This window comes from Kitasatospora sp. NPDC058492 (assembly GCF_042720685.1).
Taxonomy (GTDB): domain Bacteria; phylum Actinomycetota; class Actinomycetes; order Streptomycetales; family Streptomycetaceae; genus Kitasatospora.
In genome coordinates this window covers 94,596-116,025 of sequence record NZ_JBHXMU010000011.1, presented here as the reverse complement: position 1 = coordinate 116,025, position 21,430 = coordinate 94,596, and the positions used below count along the sequence as shown (strand labels likewise).

General features: G+C 71.9%; 22 protein-coding genes. 18 read left to right on the top strand and 4 right to left on the bottom strand.

Translation table 11 applies throughout. The features are described from left to right. Positions 1–101 precede the first annotated feature (101 nt). The 3 genes from ACFWPI_RS10585 (at position 102) to ACFWPI_RS10575 (ending at position 3,038) form a co-directional block, all read left to right on the top strand. Positions 102–689, top strand: coding sequence for a hypothetical protein (locus ACFWPI_RS10585; protein WP_159398455.1), 588 nt, complete (start codon positions 102–104; stop codon positions 687–689). Positions 690–918: 229 nt separating this feature from the next. After that, positions 919–1,614: a demethylmenaquinone methyltransferase gene (locus ACFWPI_RS10580; RefSeq protein ID WP_063348153.1), complete on the top strand. Its 696-nt coding sequence runs from the start codon at positions 919–921 to the stop codon at positions 1,612–1,614. Positions 1,615–1,748: 134 nt separating this feature from the next. Continuing rightward, entirely contained in the window at positions 1,749–3,038 is a 1,290-nt protein-coding gene (locus ACFWPI_RS10575) for a geranylgeranyl reductase family protein (RefSeq protein ID WP_063351195.1), read from the top strand. Positions 3,039–3,110: 72 nt separating this feature from the next. On the opposite strand, the gene ACFWPI_RS10570 is transcribed toward ACFWPI_RS10575, so the two are convergent. From ACFWPI_RS10570 to ACFWPI_RS10560, 3 genes are all read right to left on the bottom strand, one after another. Further along, a complete protein-coding gene (locus ACFWPI_RS10570) occupies positions 3,111–3,473 on the bottom strand; it encodes a MazG-like family protein (protein WP_380373249.1) in 363 nt (120 codons plus the stop codon). Positions 3,474–3,604: 131 nt separating this feature from the next. Then, complete coding sequence (locus ACFWPI_RS10565) at positions 3,605–4,303, bottom strand: peptidylprolyl isomerase (RefSeq protein ID WP_380373247.1); 699 nt, start codon at positions 4,301–4,303, stop codon at positions 3,605–3,607. Positions 4,304–4,388: 85 nt separating this feature from the next. Continuing rightward, a complete protein-coding gene (locus ACFWPI_RS10560; protein WP_380373245.1) occupies positions 4,389–5,150 on the bottom strand; it encodes a TetR/AcrR family transcriptional regulator in 762 nt (253 codons plus the stop codon). A gap of 94 nt (positions 5,151–5,244) precedes the next feature. Here ACFWPI_RS10560 and ACFWPI_RS10555 point away from each other — a divergent pair, with 94 nt between their 5' ends. Beyond that, positions 5,245–5,910 carry a CatB-related O-acetyltransferase gene (locus tag ACFWPI_RS10555; protein ID WP_380373242.1) on the top strand — a complete coding sequence of 222 codons (666 nt, stop codon included), beginning with the start codon at positions 5,245–5,247 and terminating at the stop codon, positions 5,908–5,910. A gap of 248 nt (positions 5,911–6,158) precedes the next feature. Next, a complete protein-coding gene (locus tag ACFWPI_RS10550) occupies positions 6,159–7,163 on the top strand; it encodes a DMT family transporter (RefSeq protein ID WP_380373239.1) in 1,005 nt (334 codons plus the stop codon). 13 nt (positions 7,164–7,176) lie between these two features. Here ACFWPI_RS10550 and ACFWPI_RS10545 read toward each other — a convergent pair whose 3' ends face one another. Further along, the gene (locus ACFWPI_RS10545; RefSeq protein ID WP_380373237.1) at positions 7,177–7,731 is read right to left on the bottom strand and encodes a hypothetical protein; all 555 of its coding nucleotides are present in this window, start codon (positions 7,729–7,731) and stop codon (positions 7,177–7,179) included. 193 nt (positions 7,732–7,924) lie between these two features. On the opposite strand from ACFWPI_RS10545, the gene ACFWPI_RS10540 reads away from it, so the two are divergent. The 13 genes from ACFWPI_RS10540 (at position 7,925) to nuoK (ending at position 21,430) form a co-directional block, all read left to right on the top strand. Further along, positions 7,925–9,049 carry a sensor histidine kinase gene (locus ACFWPI_RS10540; RefSeq protein WP_380373235.1) on the top strand — a complete coding sequence of 375 codons (1,125 nt, stop codon included), beginning with the start codon at positions 7,925–7,927 and terminating at the stop codon, positions 9,047–9,049. Further along, positions 9,046–9,726, top strand: coding sequence for a response regulator (locus ACFWPI_RS10535; protein WP_380344892.1), 681 nt, complete (start codon positions 9,046–9,048; stop codon positions 9,724–9,726). Before ACFWPI_RS10540 ends, ACFWPI_RS10535 begins: the two co-directional genes overlap by 4 nt. Positions 9,727–10,421: 695 nt before the next feature. Next, on the top strand, positions 10,422–10,781 hold the full coding sequence (locus tag ACFWPI_RS10530) for an NADH-quinone oxidoreductase subunit A (RefSeq protein WP_030060100.1): 360 nt from the start codon (positions 10,422–10,424) through the stop codon (positions 10,779–10,781). A 100-nt stretch (positions 10,782–10,881) separates the two neighbouring features. Continuing rightward, positions 10,882–11,436 carry an NADH-quinone oxidoreductase subunit B family protein gene (locus ACFWPI_RS10525; protein WP_063348147.1) on the top strand — a complete coding sequence of 185 codons (555 nt, stop codon included), beginning with the start codon at positions 10,882–10,884 and terminating at the stop codon, positions 11,434–11,436. Further along, positions 11,433–12,146 (top strand): NADH-quinone oxidoreductase subunit C, encoded by a 714-nt coding sequence (locus ACFWPI_RS10520; protein WP_380373231.1) that lies wholly within the window; start codon positions 11,433–11,435, stop codon positions 12,144–12,146. Before ACFWPI_RS10525 ends, ACFWPI_RS10520 begins: the two co-directional genes overlap by 4 nt. Further along, the gene (locus tag ACFWPI_RS10515) at positions 12,146–13,522 is read left to right on the top strand and encodes an NADH-quinone oxidoreductase subunit D (RefSeq protein WP_380373228.1); all 1,377 of its coding nucleotides are present in this window, start codon (positions 12,146–12,148) and stop codon (positions 13,520–13,522) included. The genes ACFWPI_RS10520 and ACFWPI_RS10515 overlap by 1 nt, the downstream gene beginning before the upstream one ends. Positions 13,523–13,539: 17 nt before the next feature. Then, on the top strand, positions 13,540–14,304 hold the full coding sequence (gene nuoE, locus ACFWPI_RS10510) for an NADH-quinone oxidoreductase subunit NuoE (RefSeq protein ID WP_380373304.1): 765 nt from the start codon (positions 13,540–13,542) through the stop codon (positions 14,302–14,304). Further along, positions 14,304–15,665: an NADH-quinone oxidoreductase subunit NuoF gene (nuoF, locus tag ACFWPI_RS10505; protein ID WP_380344889.1), complete on the top strand. Its 1,362-nt coding sequence runs from the start codon at positions 14,304–14,306 to the stop codon at positions 15,663–15,665. Before nuoE ends, nuoF begins: the two co-directional genes overlap by 1 nt. Continuing rightward, positions 15,662–18,205 carry an NADH-quinone oxidoreductase subunit G gene (locus ACFWPI_RS10500; protein ID WP_380373223.1) on the top strand — a complete coding sequence of 848 codons (2,544 nt, stop codon included), beginning with the start codon at positions 15,662–15,664 and terminating at the stop codon, positions 18,203–18,205. Before nuoF ends, ACFWPI_RS10500 begins: the two co-directional genes overlap by 4 nt. After that, positions 18,202–19,530 (top strand): NADH-quinone oxidoreductase subunit NuoH, encoded by a 1,329-nt coding sequence (nuoH, locus tag ACFWPI_RS10495; protein WP_380373220.1) that lies wholly within the window; start codon positions 18,202–18,204, stop codon positions 19,528–19,530. The genes ACFWPI_RS10500 and nuoH overlap by 4 nt, the downstream gene beginning before the upstream one ends. 6 nt (positions 19,531–19,536) lie before the next feature. Next, complete coding sequence (gene nuoI / locus ACFWPI_RS10490; RefSeq protein ID WP_063348141.1) at positions 19,537–20,139, top strand: NADH-quinone oxidoreductase subunit NuoI; 603 nt, start codon at positions 19,537–19,539, stop codon at positions 20,137–20,139. Beyond that, positions 20,136–21,134 (top strand): NADH-quinone oxidoreductase subunit J, encoded by a 999-nt coding sequence (locus ACFWPI_RS10485; RefSeq protein WP_380373217.1) that lies wholly within the window; start codon positions 20,136–20,138, stop codon positions 21,132–21,134. The genes nuoI and ACFWPI_RS10485 overlap by 4 nt, the downstream gene beginning before the upstream one ends. Next, complete coding sequence (gene nuoK, locus ACFWPI_RS10480) at positions 21,131–21,430, top strand: NADH-quinone oxidoreductase subunit NuoK (RefSeq protein ID WP_030060110.1); 300 nt, start codon at positions 21,131–21,133, stop codon at positions 21,428–21,430. The genes ACFWPI_RS10485 and nuoK overlap by 4 nt, the downstream gene beginning before the upstream one ends.

The window sequence follows — 21,430 nt, the reverse complement described above, 5'->3', positions numbered from 1 at the left end:
CGATCCCGGACAGCTCACTCCGTACCCTCACCACCTACCGCCCGTGCCCGCGGGTGGCGGGGCCGTGTCCCAGGCCCCGAAGGCAAGCCAGGACAGGAACCATGCGATCCGCGACCGTCCCCCCGCCGCGATCCCCGCGGATGGGCCGTGGTTGGTACCTCGCCGCCGTGCTCAGCGCCGTGCTGGCCGTCGGCATGTGCCTGCTCGGCTGGCGCCAGGCCGACCAGGCCGACCGGATCGGCGCCCACCCCGTGAGAGTCGAAGGCGTCGTCACCCAGCTCCCCACCGGCGGCGGCTCCTACAGCGCCGTCAGCTACCGGGCGTCCGGCCAGTCGCACACCGCGGCCGCGCTGCCGCTCGCCGACGGCGCCAGGATCGGCGACCCGATCTGCCTGGAGCACGCCGCCGACGACCCGGGCGCGGTGCGGATCTGCGGCGACACCTACCCGCAGCCGGTCGGCGTCGGCCTGGCCCGGTTCAGCGTGCCGGTCGCGGTCGGGATGTTCGTGATCTGCGTGCTGCGCATCCGGCGGCACCGGCGGGCGCTCGCGGTCCGCGCCGGGCAGGGCCGGCTGGCCACCACCGTCGCACTGGCGACCGGGGCGCTGGCCGACGGGATGCCCGCGATAACCCACGGCAAGCGCTCCCGGCGCCGGCGGCGCGCGGGCGGGCGGCGCGCGCAGCACTGACGGGGCGCGTAGCACCGGTGGGGCCGTAGCGCCGGTGGGCCGGGCGGGGCGCCGGTGGGCGGGGCGGGGGCGCTGGGCGGGGGAGCTGGGCGGCGGGGGCGCGCGGCGACGTCCGTGCGACGGGTGCCGGGTGGACGGGTCTGTGCGGCGGGGCCCGTGTGGCGGGTGCGGACGCCCCGCGGCGTGCCCCGTTGGTCGGGCTGTCGGCGCCAGGGTGAACAATGGGGGCGTGACCCGAGCCTCTCTGGACAAGCAGCCGCACGAAGTCGCCGCCATGTTCGACGACGTCGCGGCCAAGTACGACCGCACCAACGACGTGCTGTCCCTCGGCCAGGCCCGCGCCTGGCGCCGGGCGGTGGCCGAGGCGGTGGCCGCCGGACCGGGGGACCTCGTGCTCGACCTCGGAGCCGGCACCGGCACCTCCTCGCTGCCCTTCGCCGAGGCCGGCGCGCAGGTCGTCCCGTGCGACTTCTCCGTCGGCATGCTCGTCGAGGGCAAGCGCCGCCACCCCGAGCTGCCGCTCACCGCCGGCGACGCCACCCGGCTGCCGTTCGCCGACGGCACCTTCGACTCGGTGACGATCTCCTTCGCGCTGCGCAACGTCCAGGACACCGACGCGGCGTTGCGCGAGATGCAGCGCGTCACCAAGCCCGGCGGCAAGCTGGTGATCTGCGAGTTCTCCACCCCGACCTGGACGCCGTTCCGGACGGTCTACACCGAATACCTGATGCGCGCCCTGCCGCCGGTCGCCACCGCGGTCAGCAGCAACCCGGACGCGTACGTGTACCTCGCCGAGTCCATCCGGTCCTGGCCCGACCAGCCCGAGCTGGCGGCCCGGCTGCAGGAGAGCGGCTGGTCCAAGGTCGCCTGGCGCAACCTCACCGGCGGCATCGTCGCGCTGCACCGGGCGTACAAGCTCGGGTAGCCGCTGCACCGGCGGGATGGGGGCGTGGTCGTTTCCGGCGGCGGGGACGGAACTAGACTGCCGGAGACAAAAGCCGCCGTCCCCACAGCCGCAGCTCCAGGAGAGTGTCCACCGTGTCCGAGACCGCAGCCGATCTGACGAAGCCGGACAGCCCGGTCGAGAGCACGGCCGACGTCATCGTGGTCGGCGCGGGTCCGGCCGGGTCCACCACCGCGTACTACCTCGCCCAGGCCGGGCTGGACGTGCTGCTGTTGGAGAAGACCGCGTTCCCGCGCGAGAAGGTCTGCGGCGACGGCCTCACCCCCCGCGCCACCAAGCAGCTGGTGGACATGGGCATCGACGTCTCCACCGAGAACGGCTGGCTGCACAACAAGGGCCTGCGCATCATCGGCGGCGGCGTCCGGCTGGAGCTGGACTGGCCCGAGCTGTCCGCCTTCCCCGACTACGGCCTGGTCCGCAAGCGCGCCGACTTCGACGAGCTGCTGGTCCGTCAGGCCGAGAAGGCCGGCGCCCGGCTCTACGAGCGCTGCAACGTCAGCGGGCCCGTCCTGGACGAGCGCACCGGCCGGATCGTCGGCGTCACCGCCAAGCTCGGCGACGAGAAGCGGCCGGTCACCTTCCGCGCCCCGCTGGTGGTCGCCGCCGACGGCAACTCCACCCGGCTCTCGCTCGCCATGGGCCTGCACCGCCGCGAGGACCGCCCGATGGGCGTCGCCTACCGGACGTACTTCACCTCGCCGCGCCACGACGACGACTACCTGGAGTCCTGGCTGGAGCTGTGGGACACCCGCGGCGGCCAGCGCAAGCAGCTGCCCGGGTACGGCTGGGTCTTCGGCATGGGCGACGGCACCTCCAACGTCGGCCTCGGCATCCTCAACTCCTCGCCCGCGTTCGGCGAACTCGACTGGCGCGAGGTGCTCAAGGCCTGGTGCGCCGGCATGCCGGAGGAATGGGGCTACACCCCCGAGAACATGACCGACCCGATCCGCGGCGCCGCGCTGCCGATGGCCTTCAACCGGCAGCCGCACTACACCCGCGGCCTGCTGCTCGTCGGCGACGCGGGCGGCATGGTCAACCCGTTCAACGGCGAGGGCATCGCCTACGCGATGGAATCCGGCCAGATCGCCGCCGGCGTCATCGTCCAGGCCCACGCCCGGGTCACCGAGACCGGGCGCGAGCGCGCTCTGCAGGGCTACCCGCGCGTCCTCAAGGACGTCTACGGCGGCTACTACACGATGGGCCGCGCCTTCGTGAAGCTCATCGGCAACCCCAAGGTGATGCAGATCGCCACCCAGCGCGGCCTCACCCACCCGATGCTGATGCGCTTCACCCTCAAGATGCTCGCCAACCTCACCGACCCGCAGGGAGGCGACGCGATGGACCGCATCATCAACGGCCTCGCGAAGGTCGCGCCCAACGCGTAGCGGGCCTGAGGCCTTCCCCCGGTCCCCCCGGTCCCCCCGGTCCCCCCGGTCCCCCCGGTCCTTTCCAGGACCTCAAGGCGTCTCCTCCGCCGCCTTCCGCTCCCCGTCCGCCGGGCGGCGGGAGGCGGCGGAGCGCTGTTCGACGTAGACGAGGCGGTCGGCGAAGACCCGGGCCGCGTCGGGGGTGAGCGCCCGGAGGGCGACGAGGGCGGTGAAGACGACGTCGCAGAGCTCGTGCTGGACGTCCTCCCAGCTGTGGGTGACGCCCTTGCGCGGGTTCTGGCCGGTGGCGCCGATCACCGCGGCGCCCACCTCGCCGACCTCCTCGGAGAGCTTGAGGATCCGCAGCAGGCGCTCCTCCCGGGGCGACTGCGTGCCCTGCTCGTCGAGCCACGCGACGAGGTGGTCCACGCTCTCCCAGATCCGGCTGTCCATGCGCGCTGCTCCCGTGCGGTGTCGTTGGTGCTGCCACCGTACGGGAGGCGCTGCCGACGCACGGGAACGGCGTGGGGGCGGGCGGTGAGGCACGGACGGTGAGGGGCTGGCGGTGAGGGGCGGGCTCCCGGTCAGCGGGTGCTGATCTTCACGTGGCGGACGTCCACGGGGAGGGTGGGGAAGCCGTCGCCGGGGTTGTTCTGGTCGTCCTCGCCGCCCGCGGCGATCTTCTGCAGGACGTCCAGGCCCGCCGTGATCCGGCCGAACGGGGTGTAGGCGGGGGAGAGCTTGGTGTCCTTCCAGACGAAGAAGAACTGGCTGCCGTTGGTGTTCGGACCGGCGTTGGCCATCGCCACGGTGCCGGCCGGGTAGGTGGCGCCGGTCAGGTTCTCGTCCGGGAAGGAGTAGCCGGGCCCGCCGCTGCCCGTTCCGGTCGGGTCGCCGCACTGCAGGACGTAGAGCCGCTGGGTGGTGAGGCGGTGGCAGTGGCTGCGGTCGAAGTAGTCGTGCTCGGCGAGGAAACGGAACGAAAAGGTGGTGCAGGGCGCCTTGTCGGTCAACGCCTGGAAGGTGATCGCGCCCTGGCTGGTGCGCAGGGTGGCGCGGTAGGGCTGGGCGGCCTTCTTGGCGTCGAAGACCGGGATGCCCTTGAAGTTGTCGGCCGGCACCGCGGGCGTGTAGGTGCAGGCGGGCGCGGGCGGCGTGGTGTCCGCGACGGCGGTGCCGGTGCTCGCCGTGAGCGGGAGGACGGTGGCGACGGCGAGCAGAGCCCAGGGTGCGCGCTTCACGTGACGGGCCTTCCGAAGGGTGGTGGACGGCGGGGTTGGCATGGCGCCATCATCCACGCCGGGGCGGCGATCCGGTAGGGGGCGGTAGGGAGCGGTGGGGTTCAGGCCCCGTCGGGCGGGTGGAGGGTCAGGCGGACTCCGGGGGAACGGGGTTGGCCCGGGGGGCGGGGGTGAACAGTCCGGCGCGGGCGGCCAGTGCGGCGGCGTCGGCGGCCCGCTCGGCGGTGCGGGCGTCCAGCGGCTCGCCGGTGACGAACAGTCGGTAGTAGAGCGGGGCGGTGGCGGCCCGGACTACCTCGGCACCGTCCGTTCCGGTGGGCAACTCGCCTCGGGCGACGGCTCGTTCGGCGACCTCGGCGGCCTGGCGGTGGCGGGAGGTGAAGAAGGCGCGCAGGGCGGTCGCGCCGGTGTCGGAGCGCTGGGCGGCGAAGATCAGCGCGGTGGGGGTGGCCCCCAGGTCGGGATCGGTGAAGACGGTGAACACCTCCTGGGTGATCAGCCGCAGATCCTCGCGGAGGTCGCCGGTGTCGGGCAGCGGCCAGGGCTGGTCGGCCGAGGCGGTCAGGGCGTCCGCGACCAGGCCGTCCACTCCGCCCCACCGCCGGTACAGCGTCGCCTTGTGGACGCCGGAACGGCTCGCGACCGCCTCGATGGTGAGGTCGTCGTACCCCTTCTCGGTGACCTCGGCGAGCGCGGCGGCGACCACCCCCTCCCGGACCCGGGCGCTGCGGCCGCCGGGGCGCGGGGTCGGGGTGCGGGGCTCGGGGTGGGTCGTTTCGAGGCGAGTCGTCGCGGGTGGTGCGGTGGTGGCGGGGCGGGTCGTCGCGGGGCGGGCCGTCGCGGGGTGGGTCGTCGCGGGGTGGGTCGGCTCCGGGGCGTTCTCGTTCAAAGTCGACTCCAGTCGCGTTAAGGCTTGCTGCGGTGTGGCGGTCGTGCCATGCTCATCGTAATGCGACTTTGGTCGCGTTACGAGAGGAGCCTGCGTGACCGCCACCGCCATTCCCGACCCCACTGCCCTGCACCCGCTCGCCGGCCACGACCGGGTCGTCCTGCTGCGCCCACTCGTCACCGACCCGCGGATCGAGGTCGGCGAGTACACCTACTTCGACGACCCCGAGGGGGCCACCCGCTTCGAGGAGCGCAACGTCCTCTACGCCTACGGACCCGAGCGGCTGGTGATCGGCAAGTACTGCGCGATCGCCACCGGGGCCCGCTTCCTGATGGCCGGCGCCGCCCACCCGACCATCGGCGTGTCCACCTTCCCGTTCACGATGTTCGGCGGCGAGTGGACCGAGCGGACCCTCGACCTCGTCACCGGCCTGCCCAGCCGGGGCGACACCGTGATCGGCAACGACGTCTGGTTCGGCTTCGGTGCCACCATCCTGCCCGGCGTCCGGATCGGTGACGGCGCGATCATCGCGGCCGGTGCGATGGTCACCGCCGACGTCGAGCCGTACACCATCGTCGGCGGCAACCCTGCCCGGCCGATCCGGCGCCGCTTCGAGGGCGCCGATGTCGAGCGCCTGCTCCGTGCGGCCTGGTGGGACTGGCCGGTCGAGCTCGTCACCGAGCACGTCCGCGCCATCATGTCCGGGACCCCGGCCGACATCGAGGAGATCGCCGCGGCGAACGGCCTGCTCGCCCGCTGACCTGCCGGGCCTGGGAAGGGCGTTGGCCCCGGGGACGCCGGAGCCCTCCGGAGATCCAGCGAGTTACGGCAGGGCGTTGATCACGGGTGGGCCGGTGCGGGAGGATGGCGTCCCCCTGCTCCATGCTCAGCCCCGTCGATAGCTGTGCCCTTCGTTCAGCTCCAGGGTCCGTCCGACGCCGTACGGTACTCGCGCCCCGCCGGTTCCGTTCGCTCGGAGGGATCTGACTCATGCGTGCCTCCCTATCCATGTCTTCGTCCTCATCGGCCCTTCGCGACCTGCCGGTTCTCCTGGTGGCGGTGGTGTGGGGGTCGAGCTTCCTCGCCGTCCAGCGGGTGGCGGAGCCCGGGACGGCCGTGGCGATGCTGGTCCTGCGGTTCGGGCTGGTGCTGCCGCTGCTCGGGATGGTCGCCTGGCCGGCGCTACGGAGGCTGAGCCGCGCCGAGTGGCTGGGCGGCGGTGCACTGGGGCTGGTGCTCAGCGGGATCTTCCTGCTGGAGACGTACGGCGCCGTGCACACCTCCGCCACCAATGCCGGGCTGATCATCAGCCTCGCGATGGTGCTCACCCCGCTCGGCGAGAGCGTCCTCAGCCGGACGGCGCCGCCCCGCGCCTTCCTCGCGGCCGCCGCGCTGGCCGTGCTCGGCGTCGCCCTGCTCACCGGGGACGGCGGGCTGCGCCCGCCTTCGCTCGGCGACCTGCTGGTGCTGGGAGCTGCCCTGGTTCGCTCGGCCTTCGTCCTGGCGACGGCCCGCGTCCGCGCCGTCCGCGAAACCGACATGCTGGCCCTGACCTGGGTCCAACTCGCCGTCGCGACCGCCGTGTTCGCGGCCGTTGCACCAGCCGTAGGGCCGTCGCCGTGGGCCGTCGCCCGCTCGTACGGGCCCGGCCAGTGGGCCTGGTTGCTGCACCTGTCCCTGTTGTGCACGCTGTTCGCCTTCTTCGTTCAGATGTGGGCTGTCCGCGCCACCTCGCCGTCCCGGGTGAGTCTGCTGCTCGGCACCGAACCGCTGTGGGCCGCCGTCTTCGGCATCACCATCGCCGGGAACCGGATGGGGCCGCTCGCCCTGGTCGGCGGAGCCCTGGTCGTGGTCGCCACCGAGTGGGGCCGTCGCACCGCTCCCGCCCCCGTCCGGCGCGGGGAGACCGAAGCCGCTGAGTCCGAGATCGTCGAGTCCGAGGCCGCTGGATCTGTTGTTGCCGAGTCCGCGACCGGGGTCGGGGAGCGGGGCCCGGAGCCGGCCCCGGTGTGATCCGCGGTGGTGGTCACCGGCGACTCAGCGTCCGACGGGCGTAGTCGATGGTGACCGCGCCGAGCAGCGGACCCCATGCCACCAGCGGCAGGTAGGCGAGGGTCATCACCAGGCCGGCGGCACCGTGCGGGGAGTCCGGCTCCGCCATGTTCCGGCCCCAGCCGCCGACCGCCGCGGTTATCCCGAGCGCGGTCAGAAACGCCGAGCCCAGCGCGCCCGGAACGATCGCGGCGAGCGGGTGCACCGCCCGGCCGCCGATCAGCGGGATCCAGCGCGGCGCCAGCTGGCCCCAGGGCCGGACCAGCCCGACGGTCAGGAAGGCCAGCGCTTCGGCCAGGGCGCTCAGCACCACGACGTAGACCGTGCCCCAGCCCGGCTGGTGCTCGGCGTACCGTGCGGCGGTGGCACCCGTGAAGCCGACCGGGACGCCGAAGCCGAACGCGATCCGCCACAGCCCCGAGGGAACGGTGGTCAGCACGGTGGCCTTGGCGGCGAGCTCGGCCCAGCGTGGTGCGGGCGGGACGGCCGGACGGGTGGTGGTCCGGGCGTTGATCGCGAGCTTCGACATGGTGGTGAACTCCCTTCGCGGCCGGCCCTCCGGCCGCTTCGATGGCTCAAGCCTGGCCGTTCCACGCGGCGAGCGGCAGCTGCCGATCGGGCTGTTCTCCCTGCTCAACAGGCCTCTGAAATATGCCGATCGGCACAGGCGGGCAACCTGCGCCGCGTCGTAACGTGGCGGCAGTCGAAGGGAGGAGATGGCGATGAATCAGATGCTGGCGGTGATCGTCCCGGCCGTGCTTCCGCTGGTCCGGGCGGCGCACAGGCGCCACGGCATGGCGGTCGTGACGGCGACGGCCGGGGCGATGTCGGCCGCGGTCACGGTTGCCGTCTGGCTCACCGGCCGCTGGACGGAGTCGGACCGGTGGCCCGGCCTGGTCGGCCTGGTCGAACTGGCCGTCCTCCTGCTGTCCGTGGTCCTCGCCCTGCGCGTCGAGGACGGCCTCCGGTGCGCGCTGGCGACGTGGACGGCTTGCGGCGCGGTCGCGCTCTGGCCGTCCCGGTTCGAGGCGATCGGCGGGCCCGGAGACGTGCTCACCCTTTTCGGATTCGGGTCGATGCTGGCCCTGCCGGCCGTCCTGACCGGGCTCTACCTGCGCGGCCTGGACGAGGGGCGGTGCCGGGCGGTGGCCGAGGCCAGGCGTTCCCAGCGGCTCGAACTGGCCCACGATCTGCACGATTTCGTGGCGCACGACGTGAGCGGCATGGTCGCCCAGGCTCAGGCCGGGGTGTACCTGGCCGCGGCTGACCCAGCCCGGGCGGTCGAGATGTTCGAGCGGATAGAACAGGCCGGGCAGCGGGCCCTGGCCTCGCTGGACCGGACGGTTCAACTGCTGCGCACGGAGGAGGGGAGCGGGCGCGGACCGCAACAGGGGCTGGCCGAACTGGCGGAGGTGGCAGAACGGTTCACCGCCTTGGGCGGCGCCGAGGTCCGGGTGGAGCTGCCGGACGGGCCGGTCCCCCGGGAGGTGGAGGGCACGGTCCACCGGATCGTGGTCGAGGCGCTGACCAACGTCCGGCGGCACGCTGCGGGCGCCCGGACGGTCGAGGTTCGTGCCCGTCGCGCGGGCGGGTGGCTGGAGTTGACCGTGACGAACGACGGACTCGCACCCGGCGCGGGTGGGCGCCCGCGCGGTGGCGGCGGCAGCGGACTGCCGGGGCTGGCGGCCCGAGTGGAGGCGCTCGGTGGCACGTTCGCGGCAGGCACGGAGGAGCGGGAGGCCTGGCGGGTGGCGGCGAGACTGCCGCTGGAGAGGCAGGAACGACAGGAGAGTCAGGAGAAACCAGTGATTCCGGTGAGGACCAGTTCAGGGGAGAGGTGGAAATGATCGGCAGCACAGGGCCGATCCGGATCCTGGTCGCGGACGACCAGGCCGATGTCCGCACCGCGTTCCGGATGATCCTGGACGTTCAGCCGGACATGTCGGTGGTGGCGGAGGTGGCGGACGGCGCCGCGGCGGTGGAGGAGGCCCGACGGCTTCGACCGGACGTCGTGCTCGCGGACATTCGAATGCCGAGGCTCGACGGCTTGGAGGTCACGAGGCAGCTGGCCGGCGAGTGCAAGGTGATCGTGGTGACCACCTTCGACCTGGACGAGTACGTGCATACGGCCCTGCGGCATGGGGCGGCCGGCTTCCTGTTGAAGCGATCGGGGCCAGTGCTGCTGATCGAGGCGGTGCGGGCGGCGATGGCCGGGGACGCGTTGATCAGTCCACAGGTCACCGTCCGGCTGCTGCGGCACATGACGGCGCCCGGGAGCGACCGTACGGCCGGAGCAGGGCCTTCGGCGGCGGCGCCGCTGATAGCCGGCCCGATCGAGGAACTGACCGCGAGAGAAAGGGAGATCGCCGAACAGGTGGCAGACGGCGCGACGAACGCCGAGATCGGAGCGGGGCTGTTCATCTCGCCGGGGACGGTCAAGAACCACCTCGCCAACGTCCAGCGCAAGCTCGGTGCCCGTAACCGGGTGGGCATCGCGGCCTGGGTCTGGGAGCAGGGCCGGTAGCCGGTAGTCGGTAACCGGCCCCGGTGAACGGTGGGGCGAGCCCGGACGCGGGCGCGAGGGCAGAGGGCAGCGGCCCCGAGGAAGGGCCCCGAGGAAAGGGCCCCAGGGAAGGCGGCGCGGGAAGGGCAGCGCACGGAGGCCGGGGCGCCGCGCGCTGGGCCGGGCATGGCCCAGCGCAGGAGAGGGTCGGGCGGGCGGCGGGCGGCGGGCGGCGGGCGGCGGGCGGGGTGGGGGAGGGGGGAGGGGGAGGGCCCCAAGGACCGTTTCGCGCGCTTGTGAACGAAGGGTCAAGCGAGCGTTCGGCCCCCCGCCACCCCTCAGAGTGAGCCGCTATAACACGTCAACATGGCGCCTCGAAATTTGCTCCCGTCGACGCATAGTTGATATAGGAGCGCGGCTCTGACCAGCCGCTTCACAAGTAAATGCGACTGGTTGTGACCATTTGACTTCTTTGTGTCGACAATTCTGGACATGTTCATATTCGGCACGATTCCCATCGTGGCGTAGATCACAAAGATGACGTTGAACTGCGTGTCGCAGATCACAAGCCGACGGGCATAGGATGCGCTCGTTCCAGGCTTTGTGAACTGCCTCACATGAGGTGGATCCCGGGAACCGGAACGCGGGTTCACCTCAGCGTGACCTGCCGGTTCCGATCTGCAGTCAAGGACGACTGGACGGAGGGAGCGGGGGCTATGAATGCCTACGCGCCGATCCTCGTACTCGGTGCCATCGCGGCGGCGTTCGCGGTCGGCTCCGTCGTGATGGCCTCACTCACCGGCCCCAAGCGCTACAACCGGGCCAAGTTGGAGGCGTACGAGTGCGGCATCGAGCCGACCCCGCAGCCCGTGGGCGGCGGTCGGTTCCCGATCAAGTACTACCTGACGGCGATGCTCTTCATCGTCTTCGACATCGAGATCGTCTTTCTCTATCCCTGGGCGGTGACCTTCGACGCCCTGGGGATCTTCGGGTTGGTCGAGATGCTCCTGTTCATCGCCACGGTCTTCGTCGCCTACGCCTACGTGTGGCGCCGCGGCGGCCTGGAGTGGGACTGAGCGCGGGGTGGCCGCCGCCTTTGTGAACGAGCGGACAAGCCCGAACGGGCCGAGGTACCACAGGACTTGAGGGCTTCTTGAGGGCATTGAGAGGGATCTGATGGGAATCGAGGAGAAGCTGCCGAGCGGCTTTCTGCTCACGACCGTGGAGACGGCCGCCGGTTGGGTGCGCAAGGCGTCACTCTTCCCGGCCACCTTCGGTCTGGCCTGCTGCGCGATCGAGATGATGACCACCGGCGCCGGCCGCTACGACCTGGCCCGGTTCGGCATGGAGGTGTTCCGGGGCTCCCCCCGGCAGGCCGATCTGATGATCGTGGCGGGTCGGGTGAGCCAGAAGATGGCCCCGGTGCTGCGCCAGGTGTACGACCAGATGGCCAACCCGAAGTGGGTCATCTCGATGGGCGTCTGCGCCTCCTCGGGCGGGATGTTCAACAACTACGCGATCGTGCAGGGCGTCGACCACATCGTCCCGGTGGACATCTACCTGCCCGGTTGCCCGCCCCGCCCGGAGATGCTGATGGACGCCATCCTGAAGCTGCACGACAAGATCCAGCACGAGCCGCTGGGCGCGAACCGGATCCGGGCCGAGGAGCTCGGCGAGGCGCTCGCCCTCAAGGCCACCCCGGTCAGCGAGATGCGGGGGCTGCTGCGATGAACGAGCAGGTACCCGAGACCCGTCGCGAGCACCCGGTCCGCGAGATCCCGGTCGAGGTGGTCGGCCGCCGGCAGGGCATGTTCGGCGCCCTGGGCAGCGGTGACACCTCCGGCTTCGGTGGCCTGGCCGCGCCGATCGTGCTGCCCGGCCCGAGCGAACGGCCGTACGGCGGCTGGTTCGACGAGGTCGCCGACGAGCTGGAGGGCGCCCTGGAGGAGCAGGGCATGGACCCGGCCGAGGTGATCGAGAAGACCGTCGTCGACCGCGGCGAGCTCACCTTCCACATCGACCGCGCCCACCTGCTCCGGACCGCCCGCACCCTGCGCGACGACCCGGCACTGCGCTTCGAGCTGTGCCTGGGCGTGAGCGGCGTGCACTACCCCGACGACAAGGGCCGCGAGCTGCACGCGGTCTACCACCTGCGGTCGATCACCCACGGACGGCTGATCCGGGTGGAGGTCACCGCGCCGGACGCCGACCCGCGCATCCCCTCCGTGGTGAGCGTCTACCCGACCAACGACTGGCACGAGCGCGAGGCCTACGACTTCTTCGGCCTGGTCTTCGACGGCCACCCGGCACTCACCCGGATCATGATGCCGGACGACTGGCTGGGCCACCCGCAGCGCAAGGACTACCCGCTCGGCGGCATCCCCGTCGAGTACAAGGGCGCCCAGATCCCGGCTCCCGACCAGCGGAGGTCGTACAGCTGATGAGTACTCGGCACGACGAAGAGGCTCGGCACGACGAAGGGACTCGTCCCCACGAAGAAGCCGAGCAGGCAGAGGCCCGGGAGACCACCGAGGGCCGGGTCTTCACGGTCACCGGCGGCGACTGGGGCGAGGTGGTCGAGGCGGTCGGCCGGGCCGACGACGAGCGCATCATCGTCAACATGGGCCCCCAGCACCCGTCCACCCACGGCGTGCTGCGGCTGATCCTGGAGATCGACGGCGAGACGGTGAAGGAGGCCCGCTGCGGCATCGGCTACCTCCACACCGGCATCGAGAAGAACATGGAGTTCCGCAACTGGGTCCAGGGCACCACCTTCGTGACCCGGATGGACTACCTGACCCCGCTGTTCAACGAGACCGCGTACTGCCTGGCCGTCGAGAAGCTGCTCGGCATCACCGACGACATCCCGGACCGGGCCACCGTGATCCGGGTGCTGATGATGGAGCTCAACCGGATCGCCTCGCACCTGGTCTGCCTGGCCACCGGTGGCATGGAGATCGGCTCCACCACCCTGATGATCTACGGCTTCCGCGACCGCGAGCTGATCCTGGACGTCTTCGAGCTGGTCACCGGCCTGCGCATGAACCACGCGTACGTGCGCCCCGGCGGCCTCGCCCAGGACCTCCCGCCCGGCGCCGTCGACCAGATCCGCGAGTGCGTGAAGACCCTGCGCTCCCGGATGCACGAGTACGACAAACTCGCCACCGGGAACCCGGTGTTCAAGGCCCGCCTGGTCGACGTCGGCTTCCTCGACCTGCCCGGCTGCCTGGCCCTCGGCGCCACCGGCCCGATCCTGCGCGCCACCGGCCTGCCGCACGACCTGCGCAAGACCGACCCGTACTGCGGCTACCAGGACTACGACTTCGAGGTCGCGATCGCGGACAGCGCCGATTCCTACGGCCGCTTCCTGATCCGCCTGGAGGAGATGCGGCAGTCGCTGGGGATCGTCGAGCAGTGCCTGGACCGGCTGCGGCCGGGCCCGGTGATGGTGGCCGACAAGAAGATCGCCTGGCCCGCCCAACTCGCCGTCGGCCCGGACGGGATGGGCAACTCGCTCGACCACATCCGCAAGATCATGGGCACCTCGATGGAGGCCCTGATCCACCACTTCAAGCTGGTCACCGAGGGCTTCCGGGTCCCGGTCGGCCAGGCGTACGCGGCGGTCGAGTCGCCCAAGGGCGAGCTGGGCGTGCACGTGGTCAGCGACGGCGGGACGCGCCCGTACCGGGTCCATTTCCGGGATCCGTCGTTCACCAATCTGCAGTCGATGGCGGCGATGTGCGAGGGCGGCCAGGTCGCCGACGTGATCGTCGCGGTGGCCGGGATCGACCCGGTGATGGGAGGCGTGGACCGGTGACAGACGTTCAGTTGGGGATGCCGGCGCTGCCGGCCACACCGTACCCCGAGGAGGTGCACGCCCGGCTGGCCGCCGACGCCGCTGAGCTGATCGGCCGCTACCCGCAGGCCCGGTCGGCGCTGCTGCCGCTGCTGCACCTGGTGCAGGCCGAGGAGGGCTTCGTCAGCCCGACCGGCATCCGGTTCTGCGCCGAGCAGTTGGACCTCACCACCGCCGAGGTGACCGCCGTCGCCACCTTCTACACCATGTACCGGCGGCGCCCGGCCGGGAAGTACCACGTCGGGGTCTGCACCAACACCCTGTGCGCGGTGCTCGGCGGCGACCAGATCTTCGACGAGCTCCAGCAGCACCTCGGCGTGCGCAACAACGAGACCACCGGGGACGGCGAGATCTCGATCGAGCACATCGAGTGCAACGCGGCCTGCGACTACGCGCCCGTGGTGATGGTCAACTGGGAGTTCTTCGACGACCAGACCCCGGAGAGCGCCAAGCGGCTGGTCGACGACCTGCGCGCGGGCCGGGAGGTCCGGCCGACCCGCGGCGCCCGGCTGTGCACCTTCAAGGAGTCCGCCCGGATCCTGGCGGGCTTCCCCGACGAGCGCCCGGGTGCCAACGACGAGTCCGGCGCGGGCGGCGCGCCCTCGCTTGCGGGCCTGCGCCTGGCCAAGGGCGAGGCGCTGCCCGGCACCGGCGGCACCAAGGTCGTCGCACCCCGCCACGAGGGCATCGGCCACGAGGGCACCGGCCACGAGGGCACCGGCCACGAAGGGACGGAAGCGTGATGACCGCCGCCGAGCCGGCCGAGAAGCTGCTCACCCCCGTCCTGTCCGCCTCCTGGGACGACGACCGGCCCTGGACGCTGGCCACCTACCGCCGCCACCACGGCTACGACGGCCTCAAGGCGGCCCTGGCGATGCCGCCGGACGACGTGATCGCCCTGGTGAAGGACTCCGGGCTGCGCGGTCGCGGCGGCGCCGGCTTCCCCACCGGGATGAAGTGGCAGTTCATCCCGCAGAACGACGGCAAGCCGCACTACCTGGTGGTCAACGCGGACGAGTCCGAGCCGGGCACCTGCAAGGACATCCCGCTGCTGTTCGCCAACCCGCACGCGCTGATCGAGGGCATGATCATCGCCTCCTACGCGATCCGCTGCGACCACGCGTTCATCTACCTGCGCGGCGAGGTCGTCCCGGTGCTGCGCCGCCTGCACGCGGCCGTCGCCGAGGCGTACCAGGCCGGGCTGCTCGGCCGGGACATCCTCGGCTCGGGCGTCAACCTCGACATCACCGTGCACGCCGGCGCCGGCGCCTACATCTGCGGCGAGGAGACGGCGCTGCTGGACTCGCTGGAGGGCCGCCGCGGCCAGCCCCGGCTGCGGCCGCCGTTCCCGGCGATCGCCGGCCTGTACGCCTGCCCGACGGTGGTCAACAACGTCGAGTCGATCGCCTCGGTGCCGCCGATCCTGGCCCGCGGCAAGGAGTGGTTCAAGGGCCTGGGCACCGAGAAGTCCCCCGGCTTCACGCTGTACTCGCTCTCCGGCCACGTCACCAACCCCGGCCAGTACGAGGCGCCGCTGGGCATCACGCTGCGCCAGCTGCTGGACATGAGCGGCGGCGTCCGCCCCGGGCACCGGCTCAAGTTCTGGACCCCGGGCGGCTCGTCCACCCCGATGTTCACCGACGAGCACCTGGACGTCCCGCTGGACTACGAGGGTGTCGGCGCGGCCGGCTCGATGCTCGGCACCAAGGCGCTGCAGGTCTTCGACGAGACCACCTGCGTGGTGCGGGCGGTCACCCGCTGGACCGAGTTCTACGCCCACGAGTCCTGCGGCAAGTGCACCCCCTGCCGCGAGGGCACCTACTGGCTGGTCCAGTTGCTCAAGCGGATCGAGGCGGGCGCGGGCGTCGAGGGGGACCTGGAGAAGCTCCTCGACATCGCCGACAACATCAACGGAAAGTCCTTCTGCGCACTGGGCGACGGCGCCGCGAGTCCGATCGTCTCCTCCCTCCAGCACTTCCGGGCCGAGTACGAGCAGCACCTGGCCGAGCGCCGCTGCCCGTTCGACCCGGCCGCCTCCACCGTCTGGGCCGACGGCCCCCGCCCCGGCCACCAGTCCGCCACCGAAAGGGAGGTGCACGCGTGACGATCACAGAGCCATCCACCTCCACGGGCGACAAGGCCGCGGTCGAGCTGGTCACGCTCACCATCGACGGCGTCGAAGTGCAGGTCCCCAAGGGGACGTTGGTGATCCGGGCCGCTGAACGGATCGGCACCCAGATCCCGCGCTTCTGCGACCACCCGCTGCTCGACCCGGCCGGCGCCTGCCGGCAGTGCATCGTCGAGATCGAGGGCCAGCGCAAGCCCGTCGCCTCCTGCACCATCCCGGTCGCCGAGGGCATGGTGGTGCGCACCCAGGTGAGTTCGCCGGTGGCCGAGAAGGCGCAGCGCGGCGTGATGGAGCTGCTGCTGATCAACCACCCGCTGGACTGCCCGGTCTGCGACAAGGGCGGCGAGTGCCCGCTGCAGAACCAGGCGATGTCCACGGGTGACGCCGACACCCGCTTCGAGGGGATGAAGCGCACCTACGAGAAGCCGATCCCGCTCAGCACCCAGGTGCTGCTGGACCGGGAGCGCTGCGTGCTGTGCGCGCGCTGCACCCGCTTCTCGCAGCAGATCGCCGGGGACCCGTTCATCGACCTGCTGGAACGCGGCGCGCTCCAGCAGGTCGGCACCGGGGACGACGAGCCGCTCGACTCGTACTTCTCCGGGAACACCATCCAGATCTGCCCGGTGGGCGCCCTGACGTCGGCGGCCTACCGTTTCCGCTCCCGCCCGTTCGACCTGGTCTCCTCGCCGAGCGTGTGCGAGCACTGCTCCGCGGGCTGCGCCCAGCGCACCGACCACCGGCGCGGCAAGGTGCTGCGCAGGCTGGCGGGCGAGGACCCGGCGGTCAACGAGGAGTGGAACTGCGACAAGGGCCGGTTCGCGTTCCGCTACGCCCAGCAGCGGGACCGGATCGCGACCCCGCTGGTGCGGGTGGACGGCGAGCTGGTGCCCGTCTCCTGGCCGGAGGCGCTGGCCCGGGCCGCCGAGGGCCTGCGCGGCGCCCGCGCCGGGGTGCTGACCGGTGGCCGGGTGACCGTCGAGGACGCCTACGCGTACGGGAAGTTCGCGCGGGTGGTGCTCGGCACCAACGACGTGGACTTCCGGGCCCGCCCGTACAGCGGCGAGGAGGCGGACTTCCTGGCCGCCGCCGTCGCCGGGCGCGGGGTGGACGTGGACGGCGAGGGCCTGACCTACGAGCAGCTGGAGCAGGCGCCGGCGGTGCTGCTGGCGGGCTTCGAGCCGGAGGAGGAGTCGCCGATCGTCTTCCTGCGGCTGCGCAAGGCGAGCCGCGACCGGGGCCTGAAGGTGTACTCGGTGGCGGCGTTCGCCTCCCGGGGACTGGCCAAGCTGCGCGGCGCGCTGCTGCCGGCGGCCCCGGGCACGGAGGCGGAGTGGTTCGCCGCGCTGGCCGCCGACGAGCCGCTGAACGACGAGGCCGGGCGGGCCGCCGAGCTGCTGCGTAGCCCGGGCGCGGTGATCCTGGTGGGCGAGCGGCTGGCCGCGGCCCCGGGCGCGCTGACGGCGGTGCTGCGGCTGGCGCACGCGACCGGCGCCCGGCTGGCGTGGGTGCCGCGTCGGGCGGGTGAGCGCGGTGCGGTCGAGGCGGGCCTGCTGCCGGGGCTGCTGCCCGGCGGCCGTCCGGTGGCGGCTCCGGCTGCCCGGGCGGAGGCCGCCGGGGTGTGGGGGGTGGCGGAGCTGCCGTCCGGGCCGGGCCGGGACACCGGCCAGATCCTGACGGCCGCGGCGCACGGTGAGCTGGACGCGCTGCTGGTCGGCGGCGTCGACCCGGACGACCTGCCGGATCCGGCGCTGGCCGACGCGGCGCTGGCGGCGGTGCCGTTCGTGGTGTCGCTGGAGCTGCGGCCCTCCGCGGTGACGGCGCACGCGGACGTGGTGCTGCCGGTGGCGGCGGTGGCGGAGAAGGCCGGTGCTTTCCTGGACTGGGAGGGCCGGCTGCGGATGTTCGAGGCGGCGCTCAAGCCCGATCAGCAGATGGGCCGCCATCTGTACCCGGACCTGCGGGTGCTGAGCATGCTGGCGGAGGCGCTGGGCCACCGGTTGGGTCTGCCGGACGTCCGGGCGGCCCGGTTGGAGCTGGACCACTTCACCCCGTGGGCGGGTGACCGGTCCGCGGACCCGGCCGCGCACCCCGGCGTGCTGCCCCGCCCGGCCACCGGCCAGGCGGTGCTGGCGGGTTGGCGCCAGCTGCTGGACAACGGCACGTTGCAGCAGGGCGATCCGCACCTGGCGGGCACCCGGCACCGGGCGGTGGCCCGGGTCTCGCCGGCCACCGCGAAGGAGATCGGCGCGAAGGACACCGGCGCCGAGGCGGGCGGGGAGGGTGGGGCGCTGCGGCTGACCGGCCCGGCCGGCTCGCTGACCCTGCCGCTGGAGGTCACCGACTCGATCCCGGACCGTACGGTCTGGATCCCGCTCAACTCCACGCCGGGCGGCGCCCACCGCGCGCTCGGCACCACCGTCGGCCATCTGGTCACGATCGCCGTGGCCGCCCCCGAGCCGGCCGTCCGGGCCGAGGCCGCGGCGGGCGACGCGGGCAGTGAAGGGGAGGAGCGATGACTCCGCAGCCGTACGAGACGCTCCACTTCTTCGGGCAGGACCCGTGGTGGATGGTGCTGCTGAAGGCGGTGTTCTGCTTCGGCTTCCTGGTCCTGACGGTGCTGATCGCGATCGTCTGGGAGCGCAAGGTGGTGGCCTGGATGCAGCTGCGCATCGGGCCGAACCGGCACGGGCCGTGGGGGATGCTGCAGTCCCTGGCGGACGGCGTGAAGCTCGCGCTCAAGGAAGACCTGGTGGTCAAGGGCGCGGACAAGGTGGTCTACATCCTGGCCCCGATCGTCTGCGCCGTCCCGGCGTTCATGGCCTTCGCGGTGATCCCGTTCGGGCCGGCCGGCAACGAGGTGTCGATCTTCGGCACCCGGACGGCGATGCAGCTGACCGACTTCCCGGTGGCGCTGCTGTACATCCTGGCGACGGCCTCGATCGGCATCTACGGCATCGTGCTGGCCGGCTGGTCGTCCGGTTCGACGTACCCGCTGCTGGGCGGGCTGCGCTCGGCCGCGCAGATGGTCAGCTACGAGATCGCGATGGGCCTGTCCTTCGCGGCGGTGTTCATCTACTCGGGGTCGATGTCGACCTCGGAGATCGTGGCGCACCAGCAGCCGACCTGGTTCGCGGCGCTGCTGCCGGTGTCGTTCATCGTGTACATCATCGCGATGGTGGGTGAGACCAACCGGGCGCCGTTCGACCTCCCGGAGGCCGAGGGCGAGCTGGTCGGCGGTTTCAACACCGAGTACTCCTCGCTGAAGTTCGCGATGTTCATGCTGGCCGAGTACGTCAACATGGTGACCGTCTCGGCGGTGGCCTCCACCCTGTTCCTGGGCGGCTGGCGGGCCCCGTGGCCGGTGTCGACCTTCTGGGAGGGCGCCAACCACGGCTGGTGGCCGATGCTGTGGATCACGCTGAAGATCCAGCTGCTGCTGTTCTTCTTCATCTGGCTGCGCGGCACGCTGCCCCGGTTCCGCTACGACCAGTTCATGAAGCTGGGCTGGAAGGTGCTGATCCCGGTCTCGCTGGTGTGGCTGGTGCTGATCGCGAGCGTGCGGGCGCTGCGCAACGAGGGCTACGGCTTCGGCGAGGTGGTGCTGTACGTCGGCGCGCCGGTCGGGGCGATCCTGCTGCTCGCCCTGCTGCGGGACTTCCTGAAGAAGGAACCCGAGCCCGAACCAGCCCTGCCGAAGGGGGAGTTCGACCCGATGGCGGGCGGCTACCCGGTGCCCCCGCTGCCCGGGCAGGAGCTCCCGCCGGTGCCGCGCCGGCGCAGCCGGGCCCCGAAGCAACTCCAGGACGCCCTCAACGGGGCCGACCATACCGAAGGGAGCTGAACCGAGATGTCGTCCGACCAGACGGAGCGGGCCGAACGGCCCGACAAGCCGTCGATCCTCGGCCCGGCCGCCGGCTTCGGCGTGACCTTCAAGGCCATGTTCAAGAAGCGGCTCACCGAGCAGTACCCGGAGCAGAAGAAGCCCACCGCTCCGCGCTTCCACGGCCGCCACCAGCTGAACCGGCACCCGGACGGCCTGGAGAAGTGCGTCGGCTGCGAGCTGTGCGCGTGGGCCTGTCCGGCCGACGCCATCTACGTGGAGGGCGCGGACAACCGGGAGGAGGAGCGCTACTCGCCGGGCGAGCGCTACGGCGCGGTCTACCAGATCAACTACGCCCGCTGCATCCTGTGCGGGCTGTGCATCGAGGCCTGTCCGACCCGCGCGCTCACCATGACCAACGAGTACGAGCTGGCCGACTCCTCGCGCCGGGACCTGATCTTCACCAAGGAGCAGCTGCTGGTCGGCCTGTCCGAGGGCATGGTGGACTCCCCGCACTCGATCTTCCCGGGCGCCGACGAGGGCGCGTACTACCGGGGCGAGATCACCGCGGCGGCGCCCGGGACGGTCCAGCAGGAGCGCACCGACCGGGAGCGGGAGGTCCAGCAGTGACCTCCCTCAACCTGGCCGCGACCGGGACGACCTCCGTCGGGGAGGCCGTCCAGTTCTGGGTGCTCGCGGTGCTCGCGGTCGGCGGCGCGCTCGGCATGGTGCTGATGCGCAAGGCCGTGCACAGCGCGCTGTGCCTGGCGGCCACGATGATGGCGCTGGCGGTCTGTTACATGGCGCAGGGCGCGGTGTTCCTGGGCGTGGTGCAGATCGTCGTGTACACCGGCGCGATCATGATGCTGTTCCTGTTCGTGGTGATGCTGGTCGGCGTCACCAGCGAGGACTCCCTGAAGGAGCAGTTGAAGGGTCAGCGGGTCGCCGCGGTGCTGTGCGGGCTGGGCTTCGGCGTGCTGCTGATCGCCGGGATCGCCAACGCGCGGCTGGACCACTTCACCGGCCTGTCCGAGGCGAACGCCGAGGGCAATGTACCGGGCCTGGCCCGGCTGATCTTCACCCGGTACGTGTGGGCGTTCGAGGTCACCGGCGCGCTGCTGATCACCGCGGCGATCGGTGCGATGGTGCTGACCCACCGCGAGCACGTGAAGGCGCCGAAGACGCAGCGCGAGCTGGCCGCCCAGCGGGTCGTGGACAACCTCCAGCTGCCGCCGCTGCCGGCGCCGGGCGTGTACGCGCGGCACAACGCGGTGGACGTTCCGGCGCTGCTGCCGGACGGCACGATCGCCGAGGACTCGGTGATGGCGACGCTGCGCGAGCGCGGCCAGGTCCGGGACGTCAGTCAGGAGATGCTGCGGCGGATGGCCGAGCTGGAGAACACCACGGCGGACTGGCTGGGCCGGCCGTCGTCCGAGCGGCCGGCGGTCGCCGGACCGCGCAAGTCCCTGGAGCCGGTGCCGGCGTCGGTGCCGACGTCGGTGAACGGCAAGGACGGCAACGGCGGTCCGAACGGTCTGAACGGCAACGGCGGTCTGAACGCCAAGGACGGTCTGAACGCCAAGGACGGCCTGAACGGCCGCGCCGACGAGGGGGGAGCGGAGTGAACCCGGTCAACTACCTGTACCTCGCGGCCCTGTTGTTCACCATCGGCGCGGCCGGAGTGCTGATCCGGCGCAACGCGATCGTGCTGTTCATGTGCGTGGAGCTGATGCTGAACGCCTCGAACCTCGCCCTGGTGACCTTCTCCCGGCTGCACGGCACCCTGGACGGCCAGATCATCGCGTTCTTCACGATGGTGGTCGCGGCGGCCGAGGTCGTGGTCGGCCTCGCCATCATCGTCTCCATCTTCCGGACCAGGCACTCCGCTTCGGTCGACGACAGCAATCTGATGAAGCTGTAG

Coding starts and splice junctions, on each gene's coding strand:
- ACFWPI_RS10585 (WP_159398455.1), top strand. CDS start 102: ATGCGATCCGCGACCGTCCCCCCGCCGCGATCCCCGCGGATGGGCCGT.
- ACFWPI_RS10570 (WP_380373249.1), bottom strand. CDS start 3,473: ATGGACAGCCGGATCTGGGAGAGCGTGGACCACCTCGTCGCGTGGCTC.
- ACFWPI_RS10565 (WP_380373247.1), bottom strand. CDS start 4,303: ATGCCAACCCCGCCGTCCACCACCCTTCGGAAGGCCCGTCACGTGAAG.
- ACFWPI_RS10550 (WP_380373239.1), top strand. CDS start 6,159: ATGTCTTCGTCCTCATCGGCCCTTCGCGACCTGCCGGTTCTCCTGGTG.
- ACFWPI_RS10545 (WP_380373237.1), bottom strand. CDS start 7,731: ATGTCGAAGCTCGCGATCAACGCCCGGACCACCACCCGTCCGGCCGTC.
- ACFWPI_RS10540 (WP_380373235.1), top strand. CDS start 7,925: ATGAATCAGATGCTGGCGGTGATCGTCCCGGCCGTGCTTCCGCTGGTC.
- ACFWPI_RS10535 (WP_380344892.1), top strand. CDS start 9,046: ATGATCGGCAGCACAGGGCCGATCCGGATCCTGGTCGCGGACGACCAG.
- ACFWPI_RS10530 (WP_030060100.1), top strand. CDS start 10,422: ATGAATGCCTACGCGCCGATCCTCGTACTCGGTGCCATCGCGGCGGCG.
- ACFWPI_RS10525 (WP_063348147.1), top strand. CDS start 10,882: ATGGGAATCGAGGAGAAGCTGCCGAGCGGCTTTCTGCTCACGACCGTG.
- ACFWPI_RS10520 (WP_380373231.1), top strand. CDS start 11,433: ATGAACGAGCAGGTACCCGAGACCCGTCGCGAGCACCCGGTCCGCGAG.
- ACFWPI_RS10515 (WP_380373228.1), top strand. CDS start 12,146: ATGAGTACTCGGCACGACGAAGAGGCTCGGCACGACGAAGGGACTCGT.
- nuoE (WP_380373304.1), top strand. CDS start 13,540: ATGCCGGCGCTGCCGGCCACACCGTACCCCGAGGAGGTGCACGCCCGG.
- nuoF (WP_380344889.1), top strand. CDS start 14,304: ATGACCGCCGCCGAGCCGGCCGAGAAGCTGCTCACCCCCGTCCTGTCC.
- nuoH (WP_380373220.1), top strand. CDS start 18,202: ATGACTCCGCAGCCGTACGAGACGCTCCACTTCTTCGGGCAGGACCCG.
- nuoI (WP_063348141.1), top strand. CDS start 19,537: ATGTCGTCCGACCAGACGGAGCGGGCCGAACGGCCCGACAAGCCGTCG.